Here is a 17399-nt window from a genome sequence, read left to right on the forward strand (position 1 = left end):
GTCACCAGACGCCGGGGACCAGGCGCTTGGTCGTGAGGCGATAGGTCTCGTAGGGCGCGCCCAGGGTCGCCACCAGTGTCTTCTCCTCGAGCGTGATCCGGCGCAGGAACGCGTAGACCGGGACCACGGTGGTGAGCAGCAGGGACACGTAGTTGCCGGCGGCCAGGCCGAAGCCCAGCGTCAGCAGCAGGATGCCGGTGTAGGAGGGGTGCCGGATCCAGCGGTAGGGGCCGGTGCTGATGACCGGCTGGTCCTGGTCCACCTCGACGGTGGTGCGAAAGTGCTTGCCCAGCACCGCGATCGCCCAGGCTCGCACGACCAGGCCCAGCCACATGAGGGCGACGCCGAGGATCTGCCACGGCAGGACCGGGCCGGGGAAACGCAGCGGGCTGTCGGCCGGGAGGAGGATTCCGGCGAAGCTGGCGACCGTCATGGCGGCGGCCACCAGCACGAAGATGAGGAGCCTGGTGTGGCCGTCCCCGGCGGTGGAGCCGGTGCCGCGCATGCGATCCCGCACCCGCAGCGCGATCTCGAATGCCATCCACGCCCAGGTGGTGTACACGGCGATGGTCACGTCGGACTCCCTTCCGGTTCGAGATAACCATCAAACGGGATCGGCCCGCATCGGGGATCCACCCGGAGAATGAACCCTGACCGCCCCGGATCAGACTCGATGCTGACACCGCGCCCCGCTCGATGCCGACACCGCGCCCCGCTCGATGCCGACACCACGCCCCGCTCGATGCCGACACCGCGCCCCGATCAGTACCGCTCGAGTCGAATGGCATTGGCGGCCTTCTCGATCGGCTTCATGATCGGGCGCAGGGCCATGCCCTTCCACGGCATCCAGCGCAGCATGCGCAGCATGGTCATCTGCATGCGCAGGGCGCGGGCGTCGGCGGCGACCATCTGGGTGGCGTTGTTCCAGCCGAGGGTCAGGTTCTCGTCGACGTACTCACGCATGCGCTGCTGGTAGGCGGCGAAGGCGACGCGGTGGTCGCCGGCGGCGGCGCGCAGCTCACCGGCCAGTACGTACGCCCCGACCAGGGCCATGCTGGTGCCCTGCCCGGACAGCGGGGACGGGCAGTAGGCGGCGTCGCCGACCAGTGCGACGCGGCCCGAGGACCAGCGCTCCAGGTGGATCTGGCTCACCGTGTCGAAGTAGAAGTCCGGCGAGTCCGGCATGGCGTCGAGCAGGGTCGAGGTCTCCCAGCCGCCGCCGGCGAAGGCCTCGGCCACCAGCCGCTGCTGTGCGGCGGTGTCGCGGCGGTCCGGCAGCCGCTCGGGGGCGGGAAAGATGAACTGCGCCTTGGCCGCCGAGCGCTGCGTGCTGTACGCCTGCACGACCTTGCCGGGGGCGGCGTGGATGAGCTCCCAGTGATCGAGGTCCAGGTAGTTCGGCACCGAGATGACGCAGGCCGCCATGCCGGTGTGCCGGGCGAACTGCTCCTCCGCGCCGAAGACGCTGCGGCGCACCGTCGAATGCATGCCGTCCGCGCCGATCACCAGGTCGAACACCTGGGGAGCCGCGTGACGGAAGTGCACCTCGACGCCGTCCGCGTGCTCGATCAGCTCGGTGATGGCGTCGCCGAACCGGTAGTCGACGCCGCTCTTGCCGGCGTCGAACAGGATGCGCGCCAGGTCGCCGCGCAGCACCTCGTCGTCGCCGGGCGAACGCATGCCGATCAGGTCCGGTCCGAGGGTGGCGATCGCCTTGCCGGTCGCGTCCACCCACGCACCGCCGCGCATATCGGTGGAGGCCTTGCGGATCTCGTCGGTGAGCCCCATCCGCTCCACGACTTCCATTGCCACGCCCCGGATATCGACCTTGTACCCGCCCTCGCGCAGGGCCGGAGCCTGCTCCACGACGGTGACGGTGAAGCCGTACTTCTTCAGCCAGAAGGCGAGGGCCGGGCCGGCGACGCTGGCGCCGGAGATGAGGACGGTCTTGTTGGCGAACTGCTGTGTGCTGGTCATGTCACACAGCTTCGGCCGGGGTGCTCACCAATCCCTCACCGTCGGCTCACCGGCCCTCACCAACATCCTGACCTGCGATTTCAGGCGCCTTCCAACAGTGCGAGACCCTCCCGCGCCCGCTCGTGCGCCTCGGTGATGGCGATCGAACCTCCGGCCGGGATCGCCAGCACCGACCGGTACAGGTTCCGCGCTGACGCCGGGTCTTCGGCACGAGCGATATCCCCCAGGCCGCGAAGTGCACCGGCGTACATGTCGATCGCGCCGTGGGTCCGCGACAGCTCCGCTGCCCGTTCATAATCCGCGCGCGCCGCTTCGGCATCCCGGTCCGCCGCCCCGCCGAGGTGGATGTCGCCGCGACGGGTCAAGAGGTCGGCAGTGTCCGCGGCCCAACCCAATTCGGTGTTCACCGCGATCGCCTCATCGATCAGGGCCAGCGAGGCGGCCCGATCGCCGCGCCGCTCGGCCACCGCCGCCAGCTTGTCCAATGCGGCCGCGATCGCCCACCGGTCCCCGATCCGCCGGAATCCCGCCAGCGCCGCCGCGAACTCCGGCTCGGATTCGCCGGCCCGTCCGGACATGAACAACGCCATCCCGTCCCCCAGCCGCAGAAACGCCTGCGACCAGTCATCCGCCCCGAACAACCAGCGCAACTCCGCAGGATCCCCGGGCAGCATCCCGCCCGCGAGCGCGAGCAGAAAGATCAGATGCGGCTGCCGCATCGGATGCTCCTGCGCCGCAACCCCCGCCGCCGCCCGCTCGACCGCGGCCGCGAGATCATCCCGTCCCCGCGCTGCCACCGCCGCCACCAGCGCGTATTGCTCCGCATCCACGGCAACCAGCCGCTCGGGCCGGGATAGGCGAGCCTTCGCGGCGACGCTCGACTCCACTCCCGGTGCATCATGCCCAGCAGCGGTTTCCGCAACGAACGGCACGCGCCGCTCCTCGCCTAGCGGGCGCGTATCCGACCGGTGCGCGGCAGTGGGAGTGATCAGCGCCGCAGGCTCGTGGAGGTCTGCGTCTCGGCGGTCGCCGACGTCATCGCGGTGCATCGGCTGACCGTGCGGCCGGGCGGCCGGGTCCGGCCGGCGTACTGCCGAATTCAGTTCGGGTAGCAGGCGGTTGGCGAGGGCGGGGCCGTCGCCGGAGTGGCCGGTGAGCCACCAGTACCAGGCTTGGGCGGCGATGAGGCGGGCGGCGAGGGCGGGGTCGGCGGTGGTGGACCAGTGCAGGGCGGACTGGAGGTTGTCGTGGTCGGTGGTGAGGCGGGCCAGGTGCTGGAGTTGGGTGGCGGTGCGTAGTAGGGGGTCCGCGATTTCGGCTGTGTCGGCGAAGTATTCGGCGTGGGCGCGCTGGGTTTTCTCGTGGTCGCCGGATTCGATGGCGCGGGTGCGGGCGAATTCGCGGATGGTTTCGAGCATGCGGTAGCGGCCGGCGGCGATGTCCAGCAGGGACTTGTCGGTGAGGTCGGCGAGGAGGTCGTCGATATCGTCGATGTCGCACACGCGGCGGGCCTGCTCGGCGGTCGCGCCGCCCGCGAAGACCGAGAAGCGCTGGGCCAGTTGCTGTTCGGCGGGTTCGAGGAGTTCCCAGCTCCAGGCCACCACGGCCTGCAGGGTCTGGTGGCGGGGTTCGGCGGTGCGGTCGCCGCGAGCCAGCAGGCGGAAGCGGTCGGTGAGGCGGGCGTCGATCTCGGGGAGGTCGAGGGTGCGCAGGCGCGCGGCGGCGAGCTCGATGGCGAGCGGCAGGCCGTCGAGGCGGCGGCAGATGCGGGCGACCAGGGCGATGGTGCCCGCGTCCGGGAGAAAGCCGGGCCGGACCGCGGCGGCCCGGTCGGCGAACAGGCGCACCGCCGGGGCGGCCAGCTGGTCGGCCAGCGGCGAATCCGGTGGGGCCATGGGCAATTGGGGGACCGGGAACAGCGTTTCGCCCGTGACCCGCAGCGCCTCGCGGCTGGTGGCGAGAATCCGCAGGCCCGGGCACGCGACCAGCAAGCGGTGCGCGAGGCGGGCGATATCGAGGACGACGTGCTCGCAATTGTCGAGGATGAGCAGCAGCGGACGGTCGGCGAGCACGGTGACCAGCTGCGACTCGAAATCGCGTGGTCCGGGGGCCGCATGCGCCGACAGGTCGCGACAGCCCAGGGCGCTCGCGATCGCCTGGGCCGCCTGCACACCGTCCACCAGCGGCGCCAATTCGACGAAACAGATGTCGCCGCGGACCCGGCCGCCCGCCGCCAGCGCCAGGCGCGTCTTCCCGGTGCCGCCGGGGCCGATCAGGGTGACGAGGCGGGCCTGGGCGACCAGTGGCACCAGCCGAGCCAGTTCGTCCTCCCGCCCGACGAAACTGGTGAGCGGGGTGGGCAGCCGCCGATTCGACACGGCCGCAACCTCATCCGCGCGCAGGATCGCCAGGTGGGCGTCCATGAGCTCGGCCGAGGGATCGGCCCCGAGCTCGTCGGCGAGCAGCCGCCGTCCCGCTTCGAAGGATTCCAGCGCCTCGGCCTGGCGGCCCGCCGCGTACAGGGCACGCATGAGCAGCGCGCGTGCCCGCTCTCGGAGGGGATGCGCCGCAACCAATTCCGACAGTGTCGCCACCACCGCCTGCGAATCCCCCACCGCGAGCGCCGCCTCGGCCCGATCCTCCTCGGCGGCCAGCCGCGCCTCGTCCAGCCGCGCGCCCTGACTCTCGGCGAAGGGCGCGTCCCGCACATCGGCCAGCGCCGGACCACGCCACAATCCGAGCGCCTCGTCCAGCAGCGTCATCGCCGCACCGGAATCGCGGTCCCGCAAGGCTTTCCGCCCCTGCTCGGCCAGCCGCGCGAATCGGAGCGCATCCACCGACTCCGGGTCGACCGCCAATCGATAACCCGCCCCGGCCGATTCGACGAACTCGCCGTCTCCCACACCAGTGCGCAGCGCCCGCCGCAGCCGCGACACCTGCGACTGCAACGCATGTCCCGCATCCCCCGGTGGCTCTGACCCGTACAGGTCGTCGATCAGCCGCTCCCGCCCGACCACCCGCCCGGCATCCAATGCCAACACCGCCAGCAAGGCCCGCACCTGCGGACCCCCGATCGGAAACGGGCCCCCATCGGCCCGTCGCGCCTCGATCGGACCCAGAATCCCGAACTCCACGCGGCCAGTATGCCCGGGCCGGACCTGGCCCCCGACGCGCGGACCTCAGCCGCTCCCGGTCATTCCGATGCGCTCTGCCCGGAGCCCACCGACCCACGTCGGAAGCACCGCCGGTTCGACGACCAGGCCGGCGACATACCGGGACGACGGGCGGCGATCCGGATCACCGCCTCGAGAATGCGCTGGCGCACAGCGCTTCTCGGGCCGGCCCCTACCACGGAATTCACGTCGGAGGATCTCGCCAGGGGCGGCGGTCAGCGGGGTTCGGGGGCAGCGACCAGGTCTCGGATGAGCAGGGCGGTGTGGAGGGAGGTGCGGGTCTCGCCGTTGTCGAGATCGACGTCACGGAATTCACGTCGGAGGATCTCGCCGGGGCGGCGGTCAGCGAGGTTCTGGGGCAGCGACCAGGTCTCGGATGAGCAGGGCGGTGTGGAGGGAGGTGCGGGTCTCGCCGTTGTCGAGATCGACGTCGAGGATGCGTTCGATGCGGGACAGGCGGTCGTAGAGGGTGGGCCGGCTGATATTGAGGCGCTTGGCGAGTTCGGTCTTGTTGCCCGCCAGGTCGAGGAATTGGCGCAGGGTGCGGGTGAGGTCGGCGGCATTGCGGATGTCGTGCCGGAGCAGGGCGCTCAGCTCGGTCTCGGCGAAGCGCTGGACGCCCGGCTCGTCGCGGATGAGCGACAGCAGGCCGCGCAGGCGGACGTCGCCGCTGCGATAGAAGGGGCGCGGGACCGAAGGGTCCAGGGAGAGAGCGACTTCGGCGACGTGCGCGGCCTGGGCCAGCTCACGCGCGGTGTCGAGGAGGGAGTCCGATTCACCCCCGGTGCCGATGACCGCGCGCTCCACACCCGCCACGCGGCGGATCTCGCCGAGCATGGCCGAGCAGATCGCGGTGAGCGCACTGTCCAGGTCGCCGCTCCGGGCTACCCCCAGCACGATGGTGACCCGATTGCCGTGGTCGGGTGCGGCCAGCGCGGTGGCCTTGGCCAGCGCCACCCCGTGTAGCGCCGCGTCCAGCAGTGCGGCCGTACGGCGTTGCTGCGCCACCGGATCCGCCTCGGCCGCCGCCGCGACCTCCACCGCGAGCGGGACATAGCGGGCGCGGCGGGCCAGCCCGAGCGCCGCCGCCAGCGCCACGGCGTCACGCTCGTCGGTGAGGCGGCCGTTGACCATATCGTCGATGAGCCCGGTCTGGGCCTGCCGGTGCAGCCCGAAGCGGTCGCGCTCGATCATCCGGTGCAGGGTCAGCGTCTGCGCGGCGCGTTCGAGCACCATGCGGGCGCGGGCCGTGGGCACCCGGTTCGAGCGCAGGATGAGCCGGCCCCAGCGCTGTGTATGCGGGCCCACCGGAACCACATTCGGGTCGGTGCCGGGCAGCAGCCGGGAGGTGGTCTCCCAGTGCTCGAGCAGGGCCGAGGTGCCGGTGTGGCGCGCGGTCAGGGCCAGCACGCGATGCGCCAGGTCCTCGAGCACGACCGAGGCGTCCAGCATCCCGGCAGCGGTTTTCACGATCTCGGCCAGCGACGCCCGCCGCACGCTCAACGCCGTGAACGTTTCGTGCACCGTGCGCGCGAATTCCAGCTCCGCGTACTGGTCGGCCACGATCACCCGGTGCACCGCCTCGGTGACCTCCACGAACCGCACCACCCGGCGCAGCGCCACGATCGGCAACCCCACCCGGTCGGCGGTCTCGGCCACCACCGGCGACAATTCCCGCACGTAGGTGCCCAATTCGATGACCAACCCGGACACCCCCGCCGCGGCCAGCGATTCCAGGTAGGCCACGGTGGCCGCGTCGCTACCGGCCAGCGCCTGTCCGGTGGTGAGAATCAATTCGCGTCCCACCAGTAGTTTCGCCACGTCCGGCAGTTCGCTCACATGCACCCACCGCACCGGCCGATCCAGCGGACCGCCGCCCACGACCTGCGGCTGCCCGGCCCGCACGACCGGCATGGCCAGCACATCAGCAACGGAGAGGAGCACCGACGAATCGTAATACGAAGTTGGAAAATGGATACACAACGTCGGGAATCAACCGGCGGGTAATGGCGCAGAGTAGGGACGGACACTCACGGAATCGAGGAGATATGCAGACCATCGCACACTGGCTCGACGGCAAGTCCTTCACCGGTTCCAGCACGGCGACCGCACCGGTCACCAATCCCGCGACCGGCGTGGTGACCGGACAGGTCGCCCTGGCCTCCGCGGCCGACGTCCGCACCGTGATCGAATCCGCCGTTGCCGCGTTCCCAGCCTGGCGCGACGCCTCCCTGGCCAAGCGCACCCAGGTGCTGTTCCGCTTCCGCGAACTGCTCAACGAGCGCAAGGAGGAGCTGGCCGCCCTCATCACCAGCGAGCACGGCAAGGTGCTCGCCGACGCGATGGGCGAGGTCAGCCGCGGCCTCGAGGTCGTCGAATTCGCCTGCGGCATACCGCATCTGCTCAAGGGCGGCTACACCGAGAACGCCTCCACCAAGGTCGACATCTTCTCCGTACGACAAGCCCTGGGCCCGGTGGCCATCATCTCGCCGTTCAACTTCCCGGCCATGGTGCCCATGTGGTTCTTCCCCGTCGCGATCGCAGCCGGCAACACCGTGGTGCTCAAGCCGAGCGAGAAGGACCCCTCGCCGTCGCTGTGGCTGGCCGAGCTGTGGCGCGAGGCCGGGCTGCCGGACGGGGTCTTCAACGTGGTCCAGGGCGACAAGGTGGCGGTGGACGAACTGCTGGCGAACCCCGCCATCAAGGCGGTGTCGTTCGTCGGCTCCACCCCGATCGCCAAGTACGTCTACGAGCACGGCACCGCCGCCGGCAAACGCGTGCAGGCCCTCGGCGGGGCCAAGAACCACATGGTGGTGCTGCCCGACGCGGATCTGGACCTGGCCGCCGACGCCGCCGTGAACGCGGGCTTCGGCTCGGCCGGTGAACGCTGCATGGCCATCAGCGCGCTGGTGGCGGTGGGCGATATCGCCGACGACCTGGTGGCGCGGATCACCGAGCGCGCCAAGACCATTCGCACCGGCGACGGCACCCGTGGCACCGATATGGGCCCGCTGGTGACCGAGGCGCACCGCGACAAGGTGGCCGCCTATATCGCGGCGGGCGAATCCTCCGGCGCCACCGTGGTTCTCGACGGCCGCGGGGTGGCCATCGACGGCGCGGCCGACGGATTCTGGCTGGGCCCCACCATTCTCGACCACGTCACCACCGACATGAGCGTCTACACCGACGAGATCTTCGGCCCGGTGCTGTCGGTGGTCCGCGTGGACAGCTACGACGAGGCGCTGGCCCTCGTCAATGCCAACCCCTACGGCAACGGCACCGCCCTGTTCACCAATGACGGTGGTGCGGCCCGGCGCTTCCACAACGAGGTCGAGGTCGGCATGGTCGGCATCAATGTCCCCATTCCGGTCCCCATGGCCTACTACAGTTTCGGAGGCTGGAAGAACTCCCTGTTCGGCGATTCGCATGCACACGGCACCGACGGCGTGCACTTCTTCACCCGCACCAAGGCCGTCACCACCCGCTGGCTCGATCCCAGCCACGGCGGTCTGAACCTCGGCTTCCCCCAGAACCACTGAACGGAGTCCGCGATGACCCTGCCCAATGGGCTGACCCCGGAGGCGGCCCGCGAAAAAGCCGCCCGCGCCTACGAATTGGACCGCAAGCACGTCTTCCATTCCTGGTCCGCGCAGAAGTCGCTGGATCCCATGGTGATCACCGCCGCCCAGGGCTGCTACGTGTGGGACGGCGACGGCAACCGGCTGCTCGACTTCTCCTCGCAGATGGTGAACACCAATATCGGACACCAGCATCCGAAGGTGGTGGCCGCCATCCAGGAGCAGGCGGCCACGCTGTGCACCATCGGCCCGGCGTACGTGAACGACGCCCGCTCGGAGGCGGCGCGGCTGATCGCCGAACGCACTCCCGGTGAGCTGAACCGGATCTTCTTCACCAATGGCGGCGCGGACGCGGTCGAGCACGCGGTGCGCATGGCCCGGCTGCACACCGGGCGGTACAAGGTGCTCGCGCGCTACCGGTCGTATCACGGCGGCACCGAGACCGCGGTCAATCTGACCGGCGACCCGCGGCGCTGGCCGAACGACCACGGCAATGCCGGAGTCGTGCACTTCTTCGGACCGTTCCTGTACCGCTCGCAGTTCCACGCCACCACCGAGGCCGAGGAGACCGAACGGGCGCTGCAGCACCTCGAGCAGACCATCGCGCTCGAAGGGCCGAGCACCATCGCGGCCGTCATTCTGGAATCGGTGCCGGGCACGGCCGGAATCATGGTGCCGCCCCCGGGGTACCTGGCCGGCGTGCGCGAACTGTGCGACAAGTACGGCATCGTGTTCATCGCCGACGAGGTGATGGCGGGCTTCGGCCGCACCGGCGAATGGTTCGCCATCGACCATTTCGACGTGGCGCCGGACCTGCTCACCTTCGCCAAGGGCGTCAACTCCGGGTATGTGCCGCTGGGCGGCGTCGCCATCGCACCGCACATCGCGGCCACCTTCGACGACCGCGCCTATCCGGGCGGGCTCACCTACTCCGGGCATCCGCTGGCCGCGGCCGCGGCCGTCGCGACCATCACCGCCATGCGCGAGGAGGGCATCGTCGAGAACGCCGCCGACATGGGCGAGCGCGTCATCGGCCCGGGCCTGCGGGAACTGGCCGAGCGGCACCCGAGCGTCGGCGAGGTCCGCGGACTCGGCGTGTTCTGGGCCGTGGAGCTGGTCCGCGACCGCGCCACCCGCGAACCCCTGGCGCCCTACGGCGGCACCAGCCCGGCCATGAGCCAGACCGTCGCCGCGGCCAAGGCCGCCGGACTGCTGCTGTTCGTGAACTTCAACCGCCTGCACGTGGTCCCGCCCTGCACCATCAGCGAGGCCGAGGCCAAGGAGGGACTCGCCATCCTCGACCAGGCGCTCACGGTCGCCGACTCCCATACCGTGTGACCCGGAGACGGTGACCTTCGAGAACGCGAGGAGCGCGATGGATCAGGAACAACTGCAATTCATCGGCGGCGCACGACGATCCGGGTCGGGTGCGCAGCTGTCGATCATCGCGCCGGCCACGGGCGCGGTCATCGCCTCGGGCGCCGGCGCGAACGCGGCCGACGTCGAGTCGGCGGTGACCGCGGCCCGGGCGGCCTTCCCCGGCTGGGCCGGGCTCACCCCGGCCGCGCGGTCGGACCTCATGCACGAATGGGCCCGGATCCTGCGCACTCGTGCCGGGGACCTCGCGGCGATCGAAAGTGGCAACGCGGGCAAGCCGATTCGCCTCGCCACGGAATTCGACGTGCCCGGCACCATCGACAACACGGCCTTCTTCGCCGGCGCCGCCCGGCACCTGGAAGGCAAGGCGGCGGCCGAATACTCCGGTGACCACACCTCGTCGATCCGGCGGGAACCCCTCGGCGTCATCGGGTCCATCGCGCCCTGGAACTATCCGCTGCAAATGGCGGCCTGGAAGATCCTGCCCGCCGTCGCCGCCGGAAACACGGTGGTGCTCAAGCCTTCCGAGCTGACCCCGCTGTCCTCGCTGTTGTTCGCGGAGGCCGCCATCGACGCGGGCGTGCCGCCGGGCGTGATCAATGTGCTCACCGGCACCGGCGCCGAGGCGGGACAGCCGCTGGTGGAGCATCCCGCCGTGGCCATGGTGTCGTTCACCGGCTCCACCGGGGTCGGCAAACGGGTGGCCGCCACCGCCGCCGGTGCGGTCAAGCGGGTCCATCTCGAACTCGGCGGCAAGGCCCCCTTCGTCGTCTTCGACGACGCCGACCCCGAGGCCGCGGCTCGGGGCGCGGTCGCGGGCGCGCTCATCAATACCGGCCAGGATTGCACGGCCGCCACCCGCGCCTATGTGCAACGCCCGCTGTTCGAGGAATTCGTAGGCCGCGTAACCGATCTCATGGACCGGGTGGTGCTCGGTCCGGTCGAGAACCCGGAAACCGATATGGGACCGCTCATTTCGCGCGCACACCGCGAGAAAGTGCTGGGCATGGTGGAACGCGCCCGCGAATCCGGCGCGAAAATCGTTCGCGGCGGCCGAATTCCGGAACACACCCCGGCGGCAGGTTCCTACTTCGAGCCGACCCTGATCACCGGCGCGGCCCAGGACTCCGAGATCGTGCAGCACGAGATCTTCGGCCCGGTGTTGGTCGTGCTGCCCTTCGACACCGACGACGAGGCCATCGCGCTGGCCAATGACACCGTCTACGGGCTGGCCGCCTCCGCCTGGTCCCGCGACGTGTTCCGCACCCAGCGGGCGAGCCGGGAAATTCAGGCCGGCTGCGTGTGGATCAACGACCATATTCCGATCATCAGCGAAATGCCGCACGGCGGGTACAAGTCCTCCGGATTCGGAAAGGACATGTCCGCCTACGCATTCGAGGAGTACACGAATATCAAGCACGTCATGTCGGATATCACCGGCGCGGCGCACAAGCCCTGGCACGACATCATCTTCCGGGCCGGGTAAAAAGGCGGCGATATCGCGCGGGCGGGCTCCGATCGGACCCGCCCGCGAATTTCTGGGCTATCCTCATGACACAGGAGGAGGCGGAAATGGACCGGCCGACGTCGCCGACGCAGGTATTGCGGTCCACCGTGCGTATGCCCCGCCGCTCCGAGGATCGCGCCGCCACCAGCTGACTCTCTCGAAAGCCGCCGACTGGTCCCCCCACGGGTGACCATCGGCGGCTTCCACGTACCCCGAGCACGCAGGCGCGAACGTTCGCCGTAACGGCACGAGAGAAGGAGTTGATCGGCCATGTCGGCCAAAGGAAGCAAACTGTGGGCGTCGGCACTCATCGATGCAGCGCCGACGCCGTACTGGACCGACCGGCCCGAGCGGCCGACCCCCACCGACCCCCTCACCACGGCCACCACCGCGGATCTGGCCGTCATCGGCGGCGGCTACAGCGGACTCTGGACCGCGCTGCTGGCCAAGGAACGCGATCCCGGCATCGACGTGGTGCTGCTGGAGTCCGGTCTCTGCGGACACGCGGCCTCGGGCCGCAACGGCGGATTCTGCTCCGCCAGCCTGACCCACGGCCTGGCCAATGGCATGGAGCGCTTCCCCGACGAGATCGGCCAGCTCGAACGGCTCGGCCGCTCCAACCTGGACGACATCGAGAAGGCCATCCTGCGGTACGGCATCGACTGCGACTTCGAGCGCACCGGCGAGATGGAGGTCGCCACCGCGCCCCACGAGGTCGAATGGCTGCAGGAGAGCCACGCCGCCGCCGAAGCCCTCGGCTACCGCACCGAACTGCTCGACGCCGGCCAGATGCAGGGCATGGTGCACTCCCCCACCTACCTCGGCGGCTGGTGGGACCGCGACGGCGTCGCCATGCTCGATCCGGCCCGGCTGGCCTGGGGACTACGGCGCGCCTGCCTGGATTCCGGTGTCCGCATCTTCGAAGGCACTCCGGTGCAACGCCTTTCGAAATCCCACGGCGGCACGCTGACCCTGCACACGCCGCACGGTGAGGTCCGCGCGCCCCGGGTCGCCCTGTGCACCAGCGCTTTCGCGGGCCCGGTGCCCAAGGTGTCACGCCATGTGGTGCCGGTCTACGACTACGCGCTCATGACCGAGCCGCTCACCGCCGAACAGCTCGACAGCATCGGCTGGGGCACCCGCATGGGTCTGGGCGACGCCTCCTACCGCTTCCACTACTACCGCCTGACCAGCGACAACCGCATCCTCTTCGGCGGCTACGACGCCATCTACCACTTCGGCAATCGCATCGCCCCCGCCCTGGAATACAACGAGGCCACCTTCGAAACCCTCGCCCAGCACTTCTTCCAGACCTTCCCGCAGCTCGACGGCCTGCGCTTCACCCACCGCTGGGGCGGGGTCATCGACACCTGCGGCCGGTTCTGCGCCTTCTTCGGCTCCGCCTACAAGGGCCGGCTGGTCTATGCCGCCGGCTACACCGGGCTGGGGGTGGGCGCGACCCGCTTCGGGGCGGAGGTCATGCTCGACCAGCTGTGGGGCCGCGACACCGAGCGGACCCGCCTGCGCATGGTCCGCTCCCGGCCGCTGCCGCTGCCGCCGGAACCGTTGCGGTCCGCGGGAATTCACCTCACCCGCTGGTCCCTGGCGCGCGCGGACGCGCACCAGGGGCGCCGCAATCTGTGGCTGAAGACCCTCGACTACACCGGCCTGGGCTTCGACAGCTGAGCGGCCGGAATCAGTTGGGCCGGCGCATGATCAGCACGGTGATCTCGCTCGGCGCGAACAGGCGCAGCTGCGGACCCCAGAAGCCGGTGCCCCGGCTGGTGTAGAGCTGGGTGCGCTCGCCGTGGCGGCTGAGCCCGGCCACCACGGGCTGATCCAGGCGGACCAGGTACCGGAAGGGCCAGATCTGCCCGCCGTGGGTGTGGCCCGAAATCTGCAGGGCCACACCGGCCGACACCGCATCGGTGACCTGTTTGGGCTGATGGGCCAGCAGGACCACCGGCAGTGCCGGATCGGCGCCGGCCAGGGCGGCGGTGATATCGGGGCCGTGGCCGGGCAGGCCGCTACCGGTGGGGTCGTCGATGCCCGCCAGCACGAGGCTGTCGCCCTCGCGGGTGATGACCTCGTGCTGGTTGCGCAGCGGCTGCCAGCCCAGGCCGGACATGTGGTCGATCCAGCCCGGTGCGTCGCCGAAGTATTCGTGATTGCCGGTGATGTAGAAGCGGCCGTACTCGGCCTCGACCTTGCCCAGCGGATCGACCTGCGCCCTCCGCTTCTCCACCGAGCCGTCGGCGAGATCGCCCGCGTGACAGGCGATATCGGGACGCAGCGCGTTGACCTCCTCGACCACCCGCTCCGACCAGCGCAACCGATCGGTCGCGGCGTAGTGGGTGTCGGTGACGACCACCAGCCGGAGACCGTCCAAACCCGCACCGAGACCGGGGATCTCGACCTCGACCGTGCGCACGCGGGGCACCCGGCGCGCCTCGTAGATCGCCCAGGCCGACAGCGCGACCGACACCGCGAGCACGCCGGCGGCCACCACGCGCGAGCGCACCGGATCGTCCACCCCCGCGACCGCCAGCACACCCCGGACCGCGGCGCCGATCACCGACCAGGTGAACACCACCCACATGACACCCAGCATGGTGTCGCCCACCAGCGACGCCGCGTCGGACTGCCGCGGGCCGTGCCCGAGCAGCATGCCCGCGGGCAGCGCCAGATAGCCGAGCAGGAACACCGCCGACCCGAGCCAGAACCATGTCCCGGACATCGTCGTGTAGACCAGCAGCCACCAGGGGAGGGCGAACAGGAGCGCGGGAATGCCGAGGAACAGAACCGCGCGCGGAACGTACTTCACGGGAGATCATCCTTGTCGGACCGAAAACCGCCGGACCCGGCGACCGATCCCAACATACCCGCGCGCTCGCGACCGCCGGTCGGGCGTTCGCCCGACCAGCCGCGATGAGGAAGGATGATCTCGTGATCGACCAGAACTCCGGCCGGGGAGCTCCGATCCTCGACGACATCTCCAAGCGGATCATCGACCAGCTCCAGGAGGACGGGCGACGCGCGTACGCCACCATCGGCAAGGCTGTCGGTCTCTCGGAGGCCGCCGTCCGCCAGCGTGTGCAGAAGCTGGCCGATGCCGGGGTGATCCAGATCGTCGCGGTCACCGATCCCCTGCAGGTCGGGCTGTTCCGGCAGGCCATGATCGCCATCACCGTGGACGGGCCGGTGCAGCAGGTGGCCGACATCTTGGCCGCCATCGAGGAAATCAACTATGTCGTGGTGTGCGCGGGCCGCTACGACATCCTCTGCGAGGCCGTGTGCCCGGACGACGAAGCCCTGCTCGACCTGGTGTCCAACCGGATTCGCGGGCTGGCCGGGGTCCGGCACGCCGAGATCATGGTGTACCTCAAGCTGCGAAAGCAGACCTACAAGTACGGCACCCGCTGATCGGGGTGCCACCCCTCACTCGGCCCCGGGTTCGCCCGCCGCCGCGGTGAGCATGGCGAGTTCCGCCGCGAGGTTGGCGCGCGCCGCGGACTCGTAGCGGGCCCGGGCGGTGGGCGTGCGGAAGAGGGCGGGCTGCCCGGCCAGCGCCGCCAGCACGGCCGCCCGGCCCGAGCGGAAGAGCGGGTCGGGAACGTGGGCGTACTCGGCGCGGACGGCGGCGGTGTAGGCGGCGTAGGCGGCCGTGTCGGCCGCGAGAATCGCCAGATCGGCATCGCAGAGCACCGCGCCGTTGCGGTCCGACGGGTCCGGATGGTGGCCGCCGGTCAGCCGGACCAGCCGCGCGGCCTCCGCCACCGTGTCCGCGCCGACTCCCAGTGCGGGCAGGGCGGTTTCGGCCAGGCGGGCGCTGGCCTCCTCGTTATCGGTGCCGTCGACGGCGTAGACCGCGTCGTGGAAGAAGGCGGCGTAGCGCACCGCGTCCAGATCCTCCGCGTCGGCGGCGAGATCGTCGATGACCGCCAGCATGGCGGCCAGGTGCTCGACGGTGTGATAGCGGCGGTGCGGCTCACGGTAGCGGCGGACCAGGTCCTCCCCCACCGCGCGTGCCTGCGGCCCGGCCAATTTCGTCCAGCGGTCCAGCAGATCCGCGTCCAGACTCATCCCCATCCGGGCAGTGTGCCCAATCTTCGGTCCGGAGAAAACCCCTCCGGCAGAGTGGTTTTCACCACTGGGTCACAAGGTCAGGCGTTCCCGAGCGTGAGGTAGCGCTGAATGGTCGGCCCGATCTCGGCGACGATCTGCTCCGAGCTCAGCGCCACCACCGGCGGCAGCCGTAAGACGTAGCGGCACAGGGCGAGTCCCAGGATCTGGGTGGCGATCAGACCCGCGCGATGCGGTGCGTCGGCCGGATCGCCGAAACGCAGCACGGCCGGCATGAGCTGCTGGGCGAAGATGCGCCGGGTGCGTTCCACCACGTCCTCGTCGGTCAGCGACGAACGGATGAGGGTGAGCAGGATCTCGCTGGTCGGCGGCTGCTCCCACAGCTCCAGGAAACGCGCCGCGAGCAGTGCGCCCAGCGAATCCGGCTCGGCCGCACCGAGATCCGGCAGCTCCAGGTCGACATCCAGTGCGGCGTCGAACAATCCGTCCTTGTTGCCGTAGTAGCGCATCACCATCGACGGGTCGATCCCGGCGTCGGCCGCGATCGCCCGGATCGTCGCCTTCCGGTAGCCGTCCTCGGCGAAGCGGCGGCGCGCCGCCTCCAGAATCGCCGCGCGGGTGGCATCCGACCGCCGCGGCCCCGTCTCCACAGTCATGCCCACAAGTGTAGGCCAACAACTGTTGACTACCAAGGGCCGGGTTACAGTGAGCCATGTCCATGCAGCCCAAGCGCTGGACGCCGCCCAAGGCGACGGCCCGCGCCCACGAAAACCACAGTGCGCCACCCATGCCGCCCGTGCGGCGGCTCGAGGTGCCCGGAGACGGGCCCGAGGATGTGGTCATCGCCCCCGACGGCAGAATCGTCGCGGGACTCGCGGACGGCACCCTGGTGGCGGTCGACCCGGCCGACGGCACGGTCGAGCGGATCGGGCACACCGGCGGACGGCCGCTGGGACTGCACGCGAACCCCGATGGCTCGCTGCTGATCTGCGATGCCGACCGTGGGCTGCTGCGCCTGGACAAGCCGGGCGGGCAGGTCGAGGTGCTGGTGTCCGAGGTCGACGGCGTGCCGCTGAACTTCACCAGCAATGTGGTCGCCGACGGCGACACCGTGTACTTCTCCGAATCCACCCGGCACTGGTCGCTCGGCGAATACATGGGCGACATGCTCGAGCACTCCGAGACCGGCCGGCTGCTACGCCGCAATCCCGACGGCAGCGTCGAAACCCTGGTCGACGGGCTGAAATTCGCGAACGGCATCGTGCTCGCCCCGGACCGCTCGTGCCTGCTGGTCGCCGAGACCGGCGGCTACAGCATCACCCGCTACTGGCTGACCGGGCCGAAGGCGGGCACCCACGACTACTTCGCCGAGAACCTGCCCGCCTTCCCCGACAATATGGGCCTCGGCAATGACGGGCTGGCCTGGGTGGCGCTGGTGTCGCCGCGAAATCCGCTGCTGGACATGCTGCTTCCGCTGCCCGGCGTGCTGCGCCGACTGGTGTGGGCGATTCCCGAAGCGCTGCAACCGAAACCGGCCCGCACGGTGTGGGTGCAGGCCTTCGACTTCGACGGAAATCTCGTCCACGACCTGCAGCGCGAGGGCACCGACTACGCCATGGTCACCGGGGTCGCCGAACAGGACGGTGCGATCTACCTCGGCAGCCTGACCGAATCGGCGATCGCGGTCACCGCGGTGCCCTAGCG

Annotated in this window: 13 protein-coding genes; 6 read left to right on the forward strand and 7 right to left on the reverse strand. The window is 70.2% G+C overall.

Annotated features, from left to right (window positions below):
- Position 1 precedes the first annotated feature (1 nt).
- The 4 genes from ACWEQQ_RS08630 to ACWEQQ_RS08645 all read right to left on the reverse strand — a co-directional run bounded on the left by ACWEQQ_RS08630 (position 2) and on the right by ACWEQQ_RS08645 (position 7094).
- Positions 2-574, reverse strand: a complete 573-nt coding sequence (locus ACWEQQ_RS08630) for a methyltransferase family protein (protein WP_452344477.1) — start codon at positions 572-574, stop codon at positions 2-4.
- Between the two features lie 188 nt (positions 575-762).
- On the reverse strand, positions 763-1977 hold the full coding sequence (locus tag ACWEQQ_RS08635) for an FAD-dependent monooxygenase (RefSeq protein WP_452347791.1): 1215 nt from the start codon (positions 1975-1977) through the stop codon (positions 763-765).
- A gap of 80 nt (positions 1978-2057) precedes the next feature.
- Positions 2058-5111: a BTAD domain-containing putative transcriptional regulator gene (locus ACWEQQ_RS08640; protein ID WP_452347792.1), complete on the reverse strand. Its 3054-nt coding sequence runs from the start codon at positions 5109-5111 to the stop codon at positions 2058-2060.
- A 381-nt stretch (positions 5112-5492) separates the two neighbouring features.
- Positions 5493-7094, reverse strand: a complete 1602-nt coding sequence (locus tag ACWEQQ_RS08645) for a PucR family transcriptional regulator (RefSeq protein WP_452347793.1) — start codon at positions 7092-7094, stop codon at positions 5493-5495.
- 104 nt (positions 7095-7198) lie between these two features.
- Here ACWEQQ_RS08645 and ACWEQQ_RS08650 point away from each other — a divergent pair, with 104 nt between their 5' ends.
- From ACWEQQ_RS08650 to ACWEQQ_RS08665, 4 genes are all read left to right on the forward strand, one after another.
- A complete protein-coding gene (locus tag ACWEQQ_RS08650) occupies positions 7199-8689 on the forward strand; it encodes a CoA-acylating methylmalonate-semialdehyde dehydrogenase (protein WP_452347794.1) in 1491 nt (496 codons plus the stop codon).
- A gap of 12 nt (positions 8690-8701) precedes the next feature.
- Complete coding sequence (locus tag ACWEQQ_RS08655; RefSeq protein ID WP_452347795.1) at positions 8702-10066, forward strand: aminotransferase class III-fold pyridoxal phosphate-dependent enzyme; 1365 nt, start codon at positions 8702-8704, stop codon at positions 10064-10066.
- Between the two features lie 37 nt (positions 10067-10103).
- Positions 10104-11591, forward strand: a complete 1488-nt coding sequence (locus ACWEQQ_RS08660) for a gamma-aminobutyraldehyde dehydrogenase (RefSeq protein WP_452347796.1) — start codon at positions 10104-10106, stop codon at positions 11589-11591.
- Between the two features lie 291 nt (positions 11592-11882).
- Complete coding sequence (locus ACWEQQ_RS08665) at positions 11883-13298, forward strand: NAD(P)/FAD-dependent oxidoreductase (protein WP_452347797.1); 1416 nt, start codon at positions 11883-11885, stop codon at positions 13296-13298.
- 10 nt (positions 13299-13308) lie between these two features.
- Here ACWEQQ_RS08665 and ACWEQQ_RS08670 read toward each other — a convergent pair whose 3' ends face one another.
- Positions 13309-14436 carry a metallophosphoesterase gene (locus ACWEQQ_RS08670; protein WP_452347798.1) on the reverse strand — a complete coding sequence of 376 codons (1128 nt, stop codon included), beginning with the start codon at positions 14434-14436 and terminating at the stop codon, positions 13309-13311.
- Positions 14437-14540: 104 nt separating this feature from the next.
- Between ACWEQQ_RS08670 and ACWEQQ_RS08675 the strand changes: the two genes are divergently transcribed.
- Positions 14541-15035 (forward strand): Lrp/AsnC family transcriptional regulator, encoded by a 495-nt coding sequence (locus ACWEQQ_RS08675; protein WP_379386513.1) that lies wholly within the window; start codon positions 14541-14543, stop codon positions 15033-15035.
- Positions 15036-15050: 15 nt separating this feature from the next.
- Here the strand turns inward: ACWEQQ_RS08675 and ACWEQQ_RS08680 are convergent, their stop codons facing one another.
- Together ACWEQQ_RS08680 and ACWEQQ_RS08685 are read right to left on the reverse strand one after the other, a co-directional pair.
- Positions 15051-15701, reverse strand: a complete 651-nt coding sequence (locus tag ACWEQQ_RS08680; RefSeq protein WP_452347799.1) for an HD domain-containing protein — start codon at positions 15699-15701, stop codon at positions 15051-15053.
- 74 nt (positions 15702-15775) lie between these two features.
- Entirely contained in the window at positions 15776-16351 is a 576-nt protein-coding gene (locus ACWEQQ_RS08685; protein WP_452344486.1) for a TetR/AcrR family transcriptional regulator, read from the reverse strand.
- Positions 16352-16407: 56 nt separating this feature from the next.
- Here ACWEQQ_RS08685 and ACWEQQ_RS08690 point away from each other — a divergent pair, with 56 nt between their 5' ends.
- Positions 16408-17397 (forward strand): SMP-30/gluconolactonase/LRE family protein, encoded by a 990-nt coding sequence (locus ACWEQQ_RS08690; protein WP_452347800.1) that lies wholly within the window; start codon positions 16408-16410, stop codon positions 17395-17397.
- The last annotated feature ends 2 nt before the right edge of the window (positions 17398-17399 follow it).

The organism is Nocardia sp. NPDC004123 (assembly GCF_053603795.1).

Bases quoted from the DNA above. Each gene is read 5' to 3' on its own strand.
- ACWEQQ_RS08665 (WP_452347797.1), top strand. From the start codon at position 11,883: ATGTCGGCCAAAGGAAGCAAACTGTGGGCGTCGGCACTCATCGATGCA.
- ACWEQQ_RS08660 (WP_452347796.1), top strand. From the start codon at position 10,104: ATGGATCAGGAACAACTGCAATTCATCGGCGGCGCACGACGATCCGGG.
- ACWEQQ_RS08685 (WP_452344486.1), bottom strand. From the start codon at position 16,351: ATGACTGTGGAGACGGGGCCGCGGCGGTCGGATGCCACCCGCGCGGCG.
- ACWEQQ_RS08635 (WP_452347791.1), bottom strand. From the start codon at position 1,977: ATGACCAGCACACAGCAGTTCGCCAACAAGACCGTCCTCATCTCCGGC.
- ACWEQQ_RS08675 (WP_379386513.1), top strand. From the start codon at position 14,541: ATGAGGAAGGATGATCTCGTGATCGACCAGAACTCCGGCCGGGGAGCT.
- ACWEQQ_RS08650 (WP_452347794.1), top strand. From the start codon at position 7,199: ATGCAGACCATCGCACACTGGCTCGACGGCAAGTCCTTCACCGGTTCC.
- ACWEQQ_RS08690 (WP_452347800.1), top strand. From the start codon at position 16,408: ATGTCCATGCAGCCCAAGCGCTGGACGCCGCCCAAGGCGACGGCCCGC.
- ACWEQQ_RS08680 (WP_452347799.1), bottom strand. From the start codon at position 15,701: ATGGGGATGAGTCTGGACGCGGATCTGCTGGACCGCTGGACGAAATTG.
- ACWEQQ_RS08655 (WP_452347795.1), top strand. From the start codon at position 8,702: ATGACCCTGCCCAATGGGCTGACCCCGGAGGCGGCCCGCGAAAAAGCC.